General features: G+C 42.1%; 23 protein-coding genes. 21 read left to right on the top strand and 2 right to left on the bottom strand.

Going from position 1 to position 12,164, the window contains the following annotated elements; translation table 11 throughout:
- Window positions 1–83: 83 nt before the first annotated feature.
- The 21 genes from CXF89_RS00100 to CXF89_RS21125 all read left to right on the top strand — a co-directional run bounded on the left by CXF89_RS00100 (window position 84) and on the right by CXF89_RS21125 (window position 10,908).
- On the top strand, window positions 84–311 hold the full coding sequence (locus CXF89_RS00100; protein ID WP_121953443.1) for a hypothetical protein: 228 nt from the start codon (window positions 84–86) through the stop codon (window positions 309–311).
- A 2-nt stretch (window positions 312–313) separates the two neighbouring features.
- Window positions 314–553: a hypothetical protein gene (locus tag CXF89_RS00095; protein WP_121953442.1), complete on the top strand. Its 240-nt coding sequence runs from the start codon at window positions 314–316 to the stop codon at window positions 551–553.
- Window positions 550–783, top strand: coding sequence for a hypothetical protein (locus tag CXF89_RS00090; protein WP_121953441.1), 234 nt, complete (start codon window positions 550–552; stop codon window positions 781–783). Before CXF89_RS00095 ends, CXF89_RS00090 begins: the two co-directional genes overlap by 4 nt.
- A complete protein-coding gene (locus CXF89_RS00085) occupies window positions 773–2,743 on the top strand; it encodes a BAR domain-containing protein (protein ID WP_121953440.1) in 1,971 nt (656 codons plus the stop codon). The genes CXF89_RS00090 and CXF89_RS00085 overlap by 11 nt, the downstream gene beginning before the upstream one ends.
- A 1-nt stretch (window position 2,744) precedes the next feature.
- Complete coding sequence (locus CXF89_RS00080; protein WP_121953439.1) at window positions 2,745–2,963, top strand: hypothetical protein; 219 nt, start codon at window positions 2,745–2,747, stop codon at window positions 2,961–2,963.
- Window positions 2,953–3,444, top strand: coding sequence for a hypothetical protein (locus tag CXF89_RS00075; protein ID WP_121953438.1), 492 nt, complete (start codon window positions 2,953–2,955; stop codon window positions 3,442–3,444). Before CXF89_RS00080 ends, CXF89_RS00075 begins: the two co-directional genes overlap by 11 nt.
- The gene (locus CXF89_RS00070; protein ID WP_180961359.1) at window positions 3,362–3,889 is read left to right on the top strand and encodes a hypothetical protein; all 528 of its coding nucleotides are present in this window, start codon (window positions 3,362–3,364) and stop codon (window positions 3,887–3,889) included. Before CXF89_RS00075 ends, CXF89_RS00070 begins: the two co-directional genes overlap by 83 nt.
- A complete protein-coding gene (locus CXF89_RS00065; protein ID WP_180961358.1) occupies window positions 3,879–4,685 on the top strand; it encodes a P-loop NTPase family protein in 807 nt (268 codons plus the stop codon). The genes CXF89_RS00070 and CXF89_RS00065 overlap by 11 nt, the downstream gene beginning before the upstream one ends.
- A gap of 2 nt (window positions 4,686–4,687) precedes the next feature.
- The gene (locus tag CXF89_RS00060; protein ID WP_121953436.1) at window positions 4,688–5,038 is read left to right on the top strand and encodes a hypothetical protein; all 351 of its coding nucleotides are present in this window, start codon (window positions 4,688–4,690) and stop codon (window positions 5,036–5,038) included.
- Window positions 5,038–5,268, top strand: coding sequence for a hypothetical protein (locus tag CXF89_RS00055; RefSeq protein WP_121953435.1), 231 nt, complete (start codon window positions 5,038–5,040; stop codon window positions 5,266–5,268). The genes CXF89_RS00060 and CXF89_RS00055 overlap by 1 nt, the downstream gene beginning before the upstream one ends.
- On the top strand, window positions 5,258–5,599 hold the full coding sequence (locus CXF89_RS00050) for a hypothetical protein (RefSeq protein ID WP_121953434.1): 342 nt from the start codon (window positions 5,258–5,260) through the stop codon (window positions 5,597–5,599). The genes CXF89_RS00055 and CXF89_RS00050 overlap by 11 nt, the downstream gene beginning before the upstream one ends.
- A gap of 250 nt (window positions 5,600–5,849) precedes the next feature.
- Window positions 5,850–6,659, top strand: coding sequence for a major capsid protein P2 (locus tag CXF89_RS00045; RefSeq protein WP_121953433.1), 810 nt, complete (start codon window positions 5,850–5,852; stop codon window positions 6,657–6,659).
- Window positions 6,660–6,670: 11 nt separating this feature from the next.
- Window positions 6,671–7,054 carry a hypothetical protein gene (locus CXF89_RS00040; protein ID WP_257983171.1) on the top strand — a complete coding sequence of 128 codons (384 nt, stop codon included), beginning with the start codon at window positions 6,671–6,673 and terminating at the stop codon, window positions 7,052–7,054.
- Window positions 7,055–7,178: 124 nt separating this feature from the next.
- Window positions 7,179–7,340: a hypothetical protein gene (locus tag CXF89_RS21135; protein ID WP_180961362.1), complete on the top strand. Its 162-nt coding sequence runs from the start codon at window positions 7,179–7,181 to the stop codon at window positions 7,338–7,340.
- Entirely contained in the window at window positions 7,340–7,693 is a 354-nt protein-coding gene (locus CXF89_RS00035; RefSeq protein WP_121953432.1) for a hypothetical protein, read from the top strand. Before CXF89_RS21135 ends, CXF89_RS00035 begins: the two co-directional genes overlap by 1 nt.
- Window positions 7,693–8,754, top strand: a complete 1,062-nt coding sequence (locus CXF89_RS00030; RefSeq protein WP_121953431.1) for a hypothetical protein — start codon at window positions 7,693–7,695, stop codon at window positions 8,752–8,754. Before CXF89_RS00035 ends, CXF89_RS00030 begins: the two co-directional genes overlap by 1 nt.
- Window positions 8,754–9,764 (top strand): hypothetical protein, encoded by a 1,011-nt coding sequence (locus CXF89_RS00025; RefSeq protein WP_121953430.1) that lies wholly within the window; start codon window positions 8,754–8,756, stop codon window positions 9,762–9,764. Before CXF89_RS00030 ends, CXF89_RS00025 begins: the two co-directional genes overlap by 1 nt.
- On the top strand, window positions 9,764–10,222 hold the full coding sequence (locus tag CXF89_RS00020) for a virion protein (protein WP_121953429.1): 459 nt from the start codon (window positions 9,764–9,766) through the stop codon (window positions 10,220–10,222). The genes CXF89_RS00025 and CXF89_RS00020 overlap by 1 nt, the downstream gene beginning before the upstream one ends.
- Window positions 10,215–10,607: a hypothetical protein gene (locus tag CXF89_RS00015; protein ID WP_121953428.1), complete on the top strand. Its 393-nt coding sequence runs from the start codon at window positions 10,215–10,217 to the stop codon at window positions 10,605–10,607. Before CXF89_RS00020 ends, CXF89_RS00015 begins: the two co-directional genes overlap by 8 nt.
- A 2-nt stretch (window positions 10,608–10,609) precedes the next feature.
- A complete protein-coding gene (locus CXF89_RS21130) occupies window positions 10,610–10,759 on the top strand; it encodes a hypothetical protein (RefSeq protein ID WP_180961361.1) in 150 nt (49 codons plus the stop codon).
- Entirely contained in the window at window positions 10,753–10,908 is a 156-nt protein-coding gene (locus CXF89_RS21125) for a hypothetical protein (RefSeq protein WP_180961360.1), read from the top strand. The genes CXF89_RS21130 and CXF89_RS21125 overlap by 7 nt, the downstream gene beginning before the upstream one ends.
- A 91-nt stretch (window positions 10,909–10,999) precedes the next feature.
- Here the strand turns inward: CXF89_RS21125 and CXF89_RS00010 are convergent, their stop codons facing one another.
- Together CXF89_RS00010 and CXF89_RS00005 are read right to left on the bottom strand one after the other, a co-directional pair.
- Complete coding sequence (locus tag CXF89_RS00010; protein ID WP_121953427.1) at window positions 11,000–11,473, bottom strand: DUF3653 domain-containing protein; 474 nt, start codon at window positions 11,471–11,473, stop codon at window positions 11,000–11,002.
- A gap of 261 nt (window positions 11,474–11,734) precedes the next feature.
- Window positions 11,735–12,013 carry a hypothetical protein gene (locus CXF89_RS00005; protein ID WP_121953426.1) on the bottom strand — a complete coding sequence of 93 codons (279 nt, stop codon included), beginning with the start codon at window positions 12,011–12,013 and terminating at the stop codon, window positions 11,735–11,737.
- Between the last annotated feature and the right edge of the window lie 151 nt (window positions 12,014–12,164).

The raw sequence follows: 12,164 nt of genomic DNA, 5'->3' as shown, positions 1-12,164 counted from the left end.
GGTGGCGGTTACTGCTTTAGGGGTAGCCGCCGCACTCAAACCAAGCACGATAATTTAACCAAATCCACGCCAAGGGGTTTTATATGTGTCAATTAGTTAACGGTTCAAAATTCAAATTACTACGCGCTTTAATTGCTGAAATTCAGCCAGTTCTGAAATTAATAAATGACGAAAAGAAAAATAATTCAGAGCCAGAGCTAAAAGCATTAAAAGCTATGACGGTTACTTTGCAATGTAAAATCCTATCGCGTAACGGGTATGCAAATTTTGCAGACCTAATTAAACGCAAAGCAATAAACGCGGGGCTTTAATCATGAGCCAATACACGCAAGAAATCACAGAATTAAAAACCGATGAATCTCATTGGTGTTATGCGCGCGGAAAAGCGGCGCAGTTAAAGTTAGCTTTCAAAAGTAAGAAAGCAGAATTAGAACGCGAAAAGCAAATTCAAATACAGGAAGAGCGCGAACGCAATTATCAAAGTTCGGATCAGTTGGTACGTTATGAAGCACTTGAAGCAGCCGCTTATTATTCAAAGGCGGGGTGGATATGAGCACGTTAATTAATATCATTCATGAAAGAGCCGAAAGGTTGCAAAAGAATTTATACCACTTATGCGAGAATGGCGACTCTATAGGCATGCTTGAAAAAGAGTGTGTTTTAGCTGATATCGCGCTGCTTGAGTCAAACGGTTTTATTAGTGAGTCGGAACAAATAAACGACTTGCTTAAATTGATATCGGTTAGAAATAGTGTTTTATCTGAGGTGCTTTATGTCGATTAATGTACCCGAGCATATATTTGATGATGCAATACAAAGCGCCCAAAGTGGCGCTTTTTCTGCGTTTGCAGTTCAGCCAGCAACAGAAAAAGAAATCGAAGAATCTTTGACTTGGTTGGATTATATCGAGTCACACTCAAAAGGTTATCGCGAAGCGACCGCGAAAGCGGAAAAAGATAGGCTTGTCAAAAGGCGCAAAAGTCCGACACGATTAAAAAGCGACGATAATCCACGCTCTAAACGTTCGCTGTTGGACGCTCAGGCTTTTAGTTTTAATAAGTTAATGTCGGCGGCTGTAAATAAGTTTACGCCGCAGGAGCGCGCGCAGCACTTATGCATAAACGCCGATGAAACACTCGATATTCAAACGGGCGAGGTTCGCGGAAAAAGAGTTCAGGAAGTAGAGCGCGGACACTTTGCCAGCAAGCCGCTTGAAGCAGATAAAACGGCGAAAGTTCATTTTCAAAGCCGTAATTGGTCGAGCGATTATCGAATTGTGTGCACTCAAAATACCCGCGCCAGTGATGCGCCAGACGCAAACACAGGGGACAGGGTAACGCAAACGGTTACAAGTCGTGCAAGAGGGAAAATTGTTGATAGTGGTTTATATATGCAAGCGGTTAAAGGCGGTTTTAATTCGTTTACAACAGTAACACTAAACGCGGCGGCTAGATGGCGAATTGATAACAATCATTATCAAAAAGTAGCAAAGCGCGCGGCGGGTTCTGTTATTGATGCAGTGTACAGCGCAAGCGGTGAATTAATTCATAGTGAAGAAATTGCGGCGGGTGACTTTACCGCCGTTAAGTTTGAACGCGCCACGGTTGGGCAAGAGCTAAGCCGCTTTTTTGATTCGCTTGGAAAAATGCACAAGCGCGGTTTTGTTGCTACAGGGAAAATATCAGATACGCCAAGCGCTAAAAAATACAAATGGGGCAAAGTGGAATGTGTAGGCCGTGCCGATAGACTTTATCCGTGGGGCAAAGTATCAAGCGTTGGTGCAAGTGGCCGCGTTGAATCTGATTTATTAAATAGTAATGAGCGCGTTTATTCATGGGGTGTTGTTGAGTGCGTTGGCATTGAGTCAAAACCTGTATTTGATTATTTATGGTGTGCTGAAGCACCAAGCAAAAAACACGGCTCAAAAGTGTATGAATGGGCGGGTGAAAAGCACGAAATAGAATGCATTGGCGAACAAAATTATCACGCGCACGTTTTGATGCGCTGGAATGTTGACCCGGTATTTTTTCATGAGTGGGCGGCACGTATTGAAAAACTTTGGAATCAGGGGTTTGTAACAATCGAGCGAATTAAAAACGCTAAAGCCGCCGCCGCTTATCTGCTAAAAGCACTTGGCTATATGGTGAAAGGCGGCGAAGGTTCGCAGGGTGAAATACGCGGTAATCGTTACAACATTTCAAAGTATGCGCGCGCAGAAGGGTGGGAAAATTGCGCGACCCATGAAGCGCAACACATGTACGGGTTAATACAAGAATACGCGCAAGGAATTGAAGCGAAAAAACAGCGAAAAACAATTAAACAATCAGAGCTTAAAAAAACACTTGGAACAATTGAAAAGCTAACCAATGTAAATAAAAAAACATTTAGCGAAAAGCGCCAGCAATTTATTGAAAAGCTTGAAAATAAATTGGAGAAAGTTAGCGAAAAGGTGAGCGAATTAGCCAGCGAATTAAACGGCAATTTCGCGCTTGGTGGCGTTGCTAAGTTTGCCAGTGAAACGGCTTTTGTTGGCTTTATTGATTGGGCTATAGGCGTTCGCGGCTGGCAGTTAAAAACATCTTTTTTAAATTCAACAAGTGCAGACGTTGAAAGCGAAAAGGCAGAAGAAACAGCGGTTAATAAACTGCTTAAACAAACGCGTAAATTTTACGATGATTCAATGACAGCGCTATGCGATTTTTACAGTCGTTTCGAGCCTGTCGATAACTACGGGGTTTTATGAAATGGCTAGTAACCGATTAATCAAAATTAAAGAGCAAATACAGGCGGCTAAAAAATTAAATAAGCTGCAAGCAGGTAAGAAAATTGAAGCGGCCGAAAGCATATTGACTGATGCGGTCGAGCTTGTGGCAGATATTGAGCACAGGCTCGATAAGGTCGAGCAAATTTTAGGTTTATGTAATTTAGATGATTTAGTGAATGGGGGTGCTAATGGCTACTAAATCCAGTAACCCCGATTTAGGGGCGTTAGGTTGTGACGGGTGCGGCGGCTTTGGTGTTGTTCGCCAGCAAAAAACGGGGCGTAAATTATTGTATTTCTATTGTGAGAATTGCGGCATGGATAAACGTAGCGGCAAACTTCTACAAGCGAAATGGCGAAAAGCGATAGACGAGCAACCGCCAGAAATGCCCGCTTTAAATAGCGAACCAGTTAAGCAAGAAGTAGCCAGCGGCGGCGAGTGGATGCCGCAGGAAGTAAAAAACGAAATTGAGCGAATTAACAATGAAGCTAAGACCAAAACAAATGACAGTGGAGCAAATGACAGTGGAACAATTACAAAACGAAATGGCGAACCATCACAGCGAATTGAAAACGAAACCGACCGTTTTAGCAGCAGCCATGCAAGGCCTTCAAATGGATTCGGGTTTTTCATCTTTGGAGCATTCGCAGGACTCGCAGCAATCGCAGGAATTAGACGATAATGTTCAAGCCGAAACCTATAGCGAACTTGATGCGTTTACACAGCAAACGAATAGCGAAAGCGAGAGCGAATCGGGCGAAGTTGAAAGCGAAGAATTAAGCCCCGAAGATGCAGCAGACGCAGCAGCTTTTTTTGTTGATACGGGTGCGGGCTTTGTTGAGTCTCTTTTTGATTATCCCGTAACAATCGACAACGACACAAAACAGGCTATTGCACAAAAAGCCGTGCCTGTTGTTATTAAAAATTCGCGCGGTATGAAGTTGCCGCCGTGGTTAATTGCATACCGTGAAGAATTGGAGCTTTTAGCTGTTGTTTCAATGGCTGGTTTTTCGATATGGAAACAAATTAAATTAGCGAAAGCCGAAGAATTAAAAGCGGAAAAAGCAGCGAAAAAAAGCGAATATAAATTTAATGAAACGGGCGAGGTGGTAGCCAGTGGCAATTAATCCAAACAACGAATTAGATGCTTTGCATGTTTGTTATTTGGCTGGTACGGGTGGCGGCAAAACCGCCGCCGTTAAGCTGTTAACTGGCTTGAAAGGTATGCAAGTTGCTATTTTCGATTTGTACGGCGATTACAAATTTGATGCGCGAAAAAATACACCATTCAACGGTTTAGGCGGTCGGCCTGTTTATCACTACAGCACAAGACAAAAATTCGCTATGGCGTTCGCTGATGCATGGCGAAGTGGGCAAAAATTCGTGGTCGCGTATTCGCCCGTATTTAGCGAATCGCTAAGCCAATCACAGCTAAAAGAGGCCAAGCAAAAAGAGTTACATTGGTTTGGCCGTTTAATGTGGACAGCGGCAGACGGTAAACGCCGACTTGATGTAATTATTGAAGAACTAGCAAAACTTTCAAACACTGCGGGTAAAGATGATTCGATAGTGGGTGAAATGGCAACAGGTGGCCGCAAGTTTGGTTTAGTGCTTCACACTATTTTTCAGCGCTCGCAGGAGGTGCCAAAAACAATTTGGAATAACTCCCCGCGAAAAGTGTTAGGCGCTCAGGAGTCAAAGCACGATGCAAAATTAATTGCGGTCGAATTAGATGCAGATTTAAACGATGTAATTCAGCTAAGCAAGATGAACGGGCAGCACTCCAAAAAGCGTTTGCACTACCTTGTAAAGTCAGCGGGCGGCATTGGTAATATTGACCCGTACAGCATTAACATTGATAAGTCATGCATAGACTTTGGTAATTGCGAAAAGCTAACGTTTAAACAGTTAAGGGGCAGTTAGAAATGAACGCTTTTTTAACTAAAGTTGGCGAGGTTGTGATGGGTGATTTTATTTTAAATAGACAATTAATGTTGATAGCTGAAAAAGCAATAAATTCACTTGATGATTTATTTTTGTGTGACCCTAAAGCGTTGGTTCAGGGGTTTTGTATTGAGTCGCGCTCTTATAATTTAACTTATGGCGGTAGTAAAGGAAGGTTTAATTTAACTATAGAAATAAATGGTCTTGGCGAGATTAGATACTTTATAAAAACAGGTTGTTGCACTCACAAATGCACTTGCAAAAAAAGATTGAGAGAGTGCAGCAAGCAAGGTGCAATAACCGCGCTTTCAAATTTCTATAAGGGGGAGTGATGGCTTTTGTTTTATTTGGTGTTGCGTTTGCTGTTGTTTGCTTGATGTTTGTAGTTTTTGGTTGTTTGTTGCTAGTTGGTGCCGCTGTTATTTTGGTTTTGGGTTTTGATACTGTTAAATCAGGGTTGGCCTGTTGGCTTGCGGCTGTAGTGTCTTTTTTTCTTGCTTGGTTCTTTGGTGAGTTAAGCGGCTTTATTTTTTTTCGAGGAGTAGAATTAAATGGGGTATGACCCAGAGTACAGAAGAAAGGCGCGCTCACTAGCGCACCAAAAAGCAGAAAAGATAATTAAACAGTTAAATGACAGTTGCGAAATAGCAATGAAAGAAAGTAATAGCCATATTTACAGCAGCGAGTTTGTAAGGCAAATAGATATTGAAGGGGTACGCGTTGAAAACGCTATAGCTGGTATTTATTGGGAATACTCACCATCAAAAGGGATGCGTGTCCGTTATTATTTTGGGGAAAGAAGAAAAGGGGGGAAGCCAGTAGTGCAGGTTTGCGATGAGTGGGAATTAAAAGAATTGATTTATGCCTTTCTAAAACCAGAGCAAGGCAATTAAAAAAAGAGCGAATTTCGCTCTTTTTCGCTATAGGGGGAGCGAAACGCAATAGACCAAAGAGCGAAACAGTTGATTTATTGAATACCGAATTTTAACGGCATTTCGCCATTCATCAAAATTGGGTATTAAACAATGGTTAATAAAAACACTTTTATCACTGTAGGCATTACGCTTGCGGTTTTAGCGGCTCTTAGTAATGTTCGCGCAGCGCGTGACGTTAAACGCATTATTTTAGGTTAAGGGGTAGCACATGAGAAACATTGCACCACTTAATAAAATTACTGGCGTAGCGGCTGGCGGCACTGTATCGCTAACACTTCCTGTAAACCTTACTTACGATAAGGTTCATTTTTCGTATGCTGGCGTGACTCCAGACCAAATTAAAAATATTAAAGTTGAACTAAACGGCCGTGTTCTTACTGAATACAAAACGCTTACGGATTTGTTAAACGAAAACAAATACTACAAGCGTGAAGTTGCAGACGGTTTAGCAACAATTCACTTTGTTCGCTCAGAAATTAAAAGCGCGCAACAGCCGCAGTTAGTTGAGCAGCGCTTTTTTGCACTTGGTACAACAGGCTTAACGCTTGCACAAATTAAGTTTGATATTGCAGAAGATGCAGCCGCGCCAGTTATTAAAGCTTACGCGGAAAAGTCAGCACCAAAAGCACCGGGCTGGTTGTTCAAACGCCGTTCGTTTTTACATAACTTTAGCGCGGGCATGAATGAAGTTGAAAATATCCCACGCCCTAAAGGTGCGTATATTGCGTTAATTGAAATTAAAAAAGCGGGTATTACATCGGCTGAATTTTTAGTAAATAACGTTCAATGGCGCGAACACATTCCAAAAACGCTACACAATCAAATTCTAGTTCAAAACGAACGCGAGCCAGTAACGGACGTTCATTCTATTGACTTGATGCTTGATGGTGACGCATTCGGCGCGCTAATGCTTGACCCTGCGATTAATGATATGCGCTTACGTATTGATTCAGAAACCGAAGGTCAATGTGAAATCGTTGTTCATTACTACGATAGTTACGCTAACAGCTCGTTTTAAGGGGCTTAATTATGATGGGTATTACAAGTATGGCAGGGGGTGCGGCTAATGCCGCAGCCCTACCGCAACAAGCATTACCAACGGGTGCGCCAGACCAAACGAACTGGGGTAACTTTGGCGGTTTTGTAAATTCAGCGCTCAGCAATGCTATGAATGTCTATGCACAGTATGAAGGTGTGCAAGCTATGAAAAACGCGGCGGGTGTTGGTCGTCAATCTCAAGAAGTTGTTGAGCTAGACAACGGCGGCGCGGTTGTTGCTGATGTGCCAAAAACTCAGCCGACTGGCGCACAGGTAACTGAGGCCATGGTTTTCGGGTTCAAGCAAAAACAAGTCATTATGGCTTTTGGTGGTTTGCTTGTTGTTGGTGTTCTTTTAAAGGTGGCTAAATCATGAGTTCAAAAGGTTTAAAAGCATTCGCGAAAGGCGTAGGCGTTGCAATTATTGCAGCCGTTGCCGCTGAATATATCCGCGATTTTATCAAAGCAAAAAAGGCCGCTAAGTAATGGGCGGCGGCGGTATGAGTGCAAGCAATTCAAGTGCCGCTAGTTCGGGCACAGGAGACCAAGCGGCAAATGTTGGTTTTCATGGTGGCTCTATTAACTTCGGTTCAAGCAATAATAACCAGTTGTTAATAATTGGCGGCGTGGCATTGCTTGCATTTTTTTTGTTTAAAAAATAATGCTTTGCTCTACTGATGAAATACACAAAATCAAGGGGGCGGCGGGTTCGCCCTCTGATTTTGAATACATTAAAAACGAAGTGATAAAAGGGCGCTCGCGATTTGTAAATATTTGCGGCGTTTACTTCGTTTTACGTGTTGACGGTGAAGCACTCACGGTTGTATGTGCTCAGGGGCAAAACTTAAAAGCCGCTAGTTTTTGGGTTATCGAATTGGCTAAAAAACTAAACTTACCGTTTATTCTATTTCACACCAAACGCCCAGCACTCGCGCGGCTCTTAAAGCATTGTAATTTTAATTTTTTCGAAACTGCGCCGAGTGGTTACGCAGTTTATAGAATGGCGGTTCAATAATGGGTAGTAAATCAAGGTCTAGTAGTGCGCAAAACACTAGCAATACAAGTACGAGCTTAGCGGCTCAGGGTGATAATAACGGGTTAATGGCATCGGGCAATGGTAATAATTTTAATATTACTCAAACTGACCATGGGCTAGTTGATGGCCTTGTTTCTGTTTGGGGAGATATGGCAGGAAACCAGCGAGATATGACGCGCGCCGCTGAAAATATGACAGCGGACGGGTTTAATTTTGCAAGTGATGTAAACCGAGATTCGTTAGATTTTGCAGGCGATTCGATGAATTTATTTGCGGGTGTAAATAATGATTCTTTGAATTTTGCAAGTGATGTAAACCGAGACTCGTTAGATTTGGCAGGTAATTTATTTAGTGATTCGGCGGCATTCGGTCGCGACTCGCTTAATGTTGCGGGTGATGCGCTAACAGATGCATTTAGCTTTGGGGAAAAGGCTCAAGATAGCGCTTTCGGGTTTGGCTCTGATGCGCTGAATGCTATGCAGGACTCACAAAATCAGGCCTTTGGATTTGGTTCTGATGCGTTGAGTGCAATGCAAGACTCGCAAAGTGAAGCCTTGCAATTAACGGGTAACTTAGCGACTGATAGTATTAACGCACAAAATGCACTCGCTGATACGTCAATAAAAGAAAATAGCGACTTAGCGCGAGACGTTGCAGATTTAGCAGCAAGTATGCATGGAAATAATACCGCGTTTGCCAATAACGCAATTTTAACCGTGTCTGATTCGCTTGGTGATGCCAATAATAACATGGCTGATTTGGCTTATTATTCGATTGATAATAACTCGAATTTAGCGCGTGATTTTGCAATTGGCTCGGCTGATTTATCACAGGCCGCAATGGATGAAACAAGGCAAGCATACGAAGGTGCAGCCGACCAAGCATTGAGCGCACATACTCAAGCAATGCAATTTGCAGAGAATTCAATGCGTTCAGATGGTCAGCAATTGGCAATAAGCACAAATGAAACAATGAAATATATCGTCATAGGTTTGGGTGGCGTTGCTATTCTTGCCGTGGTTTTTATGGGGCGTAAATAATGAAGATTAAGAAAATAATAAAACAAGGCGAAATTGTCGATGTAAACCAAGCGGGGCGAGAGCTTGCAATTATAAAGGCGGGTAACGGGTTGCGCGTTATGGGGTTTGATGTTAATGGGTCAAAGGTTTTGGATACTGATATATCACAGGGGGATAACCTATCTAATTTAAACTGTGCTCGGCTTCAGTTTGAATCTGAAATAGACCAAATTTTTATAGTTTGGTTTTCAAATTTCAAATATAAATTTGAAAAGCAGGCGGACAGGGTTAGAGCAGTAAGGGGGTATGAAGTACCATTGAGACATGGTGTAAATTTGTTAATGAATGAAGACCCAGCCAGAATTAACGCAAAAATAAGCGCTGATGTGGATATTTACATAGGCGGGGATAACATGACATCAAACAGCGGGCTAGTGACTAACGGGCGGTTATTCAAGAAAGAAGAAAGCTTTGATTTGCAAATCTATGGTGATGTTTACTATTGGGTAAGCGATGAAGCTGGGCGTATTTTTTCAGGTGATAAAGGTAGAATAAAGTACGCGCAACAAGGGGCGGGGCGTTCGGCACTGGAACAGAACGGGGTTGATTTTTTTGATATTGACGTTCCAAATGCGCTGGATGGTGTACCGTTTAATTTAAAGGCGATAATAAACCACAAGTCGAAAGGGGTTGATGGTCTTGGGAATTGGACAAATATATCAGTTCAGCCAGCTTTTTATATTACAGTCGGCGACCAATCTAGCGAGCTACTAAAAAAGTATGATGGTTACGGTTCAACAGGGACGCATAACGGGCATGAATATGAAAACCAAACGTTAGACGTTTCGGTTACATTGTCAGCGGGTGTTCACCGCGTTTTTATTGTTGAGTCTATGCTGGATAATGACGCGGTAACGGAAGTTGGACATGATTGGTATAGTTTGTCGTTTTCAAGTGTTCGAAAGATTTATTCTGATGACCCATTGTTAGCTGTAAAAGGGTACGCCCAAGTGCTTGAGGAACGCGCATAATGAAAAAATCAACGTTATTTATGTTAGTTGCAGGGGGTGCGGCGTTGGCCGCACTTCCGTCAAGCTCAAACACGCCGCGCGGCATTCGCAATAATAACCCGTTAAACATTGAAGCTCGCGAGAAGTGGCTCGGCCAAGTCGGTGACGATGGGCGTTTTATTATTTTTGAAACGGCTTTGCATGGCTTTAGAGCAGCAGGGCGAATAATGAAAACCAAAAAAGGGCGCGGGGTTCGCACGATTGAAAGTATCATTAACGAGTGGGCACCAAGTAACGAAAACCATACGCAAAACTATATTAATTTTGTGAGTGAAAAAACAGGTTTTCCCGCTGATGATATTTTAACGGATTCATCATATCCCGCAGTGATTGCCGCCATGGTGCAAATGGAAAACGGGCAAAACCCGTATACCATGAGCGAAATAGCGCAGGGCTTTGAGTGGGGGTTTTATGGTTAAGTTACTCGAACGTAATGCACCGTTATTAATTGCGCTGCTTGGTGCTTATTGGGTGATGAATAATTTCATTGATAAAGGGCGCGAATTAACCGCGCCAATTACAAAGCCAGTAAGCAAGGTACTAGCCGAAATACAGTTTTTTGTTAATGGTAGTAACTACATTAAATACCCGAACGCGGGTTTTTTTCTCAATCCCGAAAAACTCGACTACACGTTGAAAATTGTTGATATGCAGTGGTTAAAAGCCATGGCTATGGCGCACGATGACCACGAAGATTTTTTAAATGAAATATTCGATAGCGATTTACGGTTAAAAAATCAGTATCGGCCGCTCTTAAGTGGGCTTGTTGATAGCGAAAGCATAGCAGCGGCGGCGAAGGTGTGAGCATGGATATAAATACAACACTAGTAATAATCGTTAATGTGTGCGGTTTTGCTGGAACAATTGCCACACTAAAAAATGATATTTATTGGTTAAAACGCAGTCTTGAAAACCAAGACAAACGAATTGAAAAACTGGAAGATAAATTATGCTAGCAGCAATTGGTAAATACTTAGCGGTAAAACTATTAACAGAAACGTTTGTTAAACGAGTGTGTTTAGCCACTGCAAAACACTTAGCGGCAAAATCAACGAACAAATTAGATGATGAATTAATTGAAGCGCTAAGCGATGCATTAAAATAAATAACTCCTTAAAGGACTCCTAGGAGTAAAAAGGCCGCTAAAATGCGGCCTTTTTTTATAGGGCGTTGCTCCTGGTTAAATCAAAAATTCGTTACGCGCGTTTTTTATCGCCATACTTCAAAACAATATCTTTGATAGTTAATTGATCCGAAAGTTTGATTAAGTCATTGCCAATGGTTTTTAGTGTGTCGCTGGCTTCAACCAGTTCATGCAAATGATTTATTTGATTCTGCAGGGCGTTTACATGGCTTTCGTTATATCTCACAGATTTTTGCAAAAAGTCTAACTTGTTTAGATATGCCGCGTCATAACGATGGCCGCGCGGTGTCCACAAATACCCATCACGGCAAATATAAAAGCCGTCCCAATCTTTATGCAATGACATACCACCGCTGATGCGTTGCTCAAGCATGACCACAGCGCGCGGGCATGGGTTGTTGTCTTTTATCCAGCGCTCTAAAGTGCGTTCAGATTTGATATGTAAAAAGTCCATTGTGGCGCGGCGGTCTAGTTTGCCAAAGTTCATAAAACCCGCACGAAAAAGCATATTTTTAAAATTTGTCATAATAATTCCATTATTAACTATGATTTTTTTAGATTGATAAACCGACTTCAATTAATTTTATTAATCGAATGGTTTTAGGGGAAAACGTGTAAAAACAACACGTAAGGCCGATTTTATCACTCTAAAGGGTTATAGCGTCATAATGGCGGGTTCGACTGTATTTAACATAATATAAATCGTAAGCCTACCGAACGCCTGAAAGCCCCGTAAATAAAGAAAATACCCAAAATAGTAACGACAAAATGTCGGGTGTAAAAATTACTATGCTGCGCTCTTTCGCCATAATTTAGCTATTTCGGGTTTACCCTTCTTTTCAGCCTTCCCAGCTTCAATTAAAGCCAGTGTTTTCAATGGTTCAGGGTGTTCGCCCACTAAAAGTAACTGCAAAGAGAAATGTTCTGAAAATTCACGGTCGCCAGTTCTAATGCTGCTAAGTGTTTGTTTTGATATGCCAGTTAGTTTGCTAACCATGTAATCAGAGTCAATATCGGCGGTGCCTTTAAACCAATCCAATAGTTCGAGTGAGTTGCTTATTTTCATATGTTTTATATCCGTCTTGGCGTGTCGGTAATTTGATTATAGTCGTAGTTCACGGATTGTGCACTAGGCCATAAGGTATGGACTAGTACAAAGCTTGTGGGTATTATCTATCCCGAAGCAATCGCCCGATTGTTTTATTCGCTTGGCGGCG

It is taken from the genome of Pseudoalteromonas sp. MelDa3 (assembly GCF_002863625.1).
Taxonomy (GTDB): Bacteria; Pseudomonadota; Gammaproteobacteria; order Enterobacterales; family Alteromonadaceae; genus Pseudoalteromonas; species Pseudoalteromonas arctica.
The sequence above is the reverse complement of the archived record's forward strand: the minus strand, read 5'-3'. Positions and strand labels throughout refer to the sequence as shown.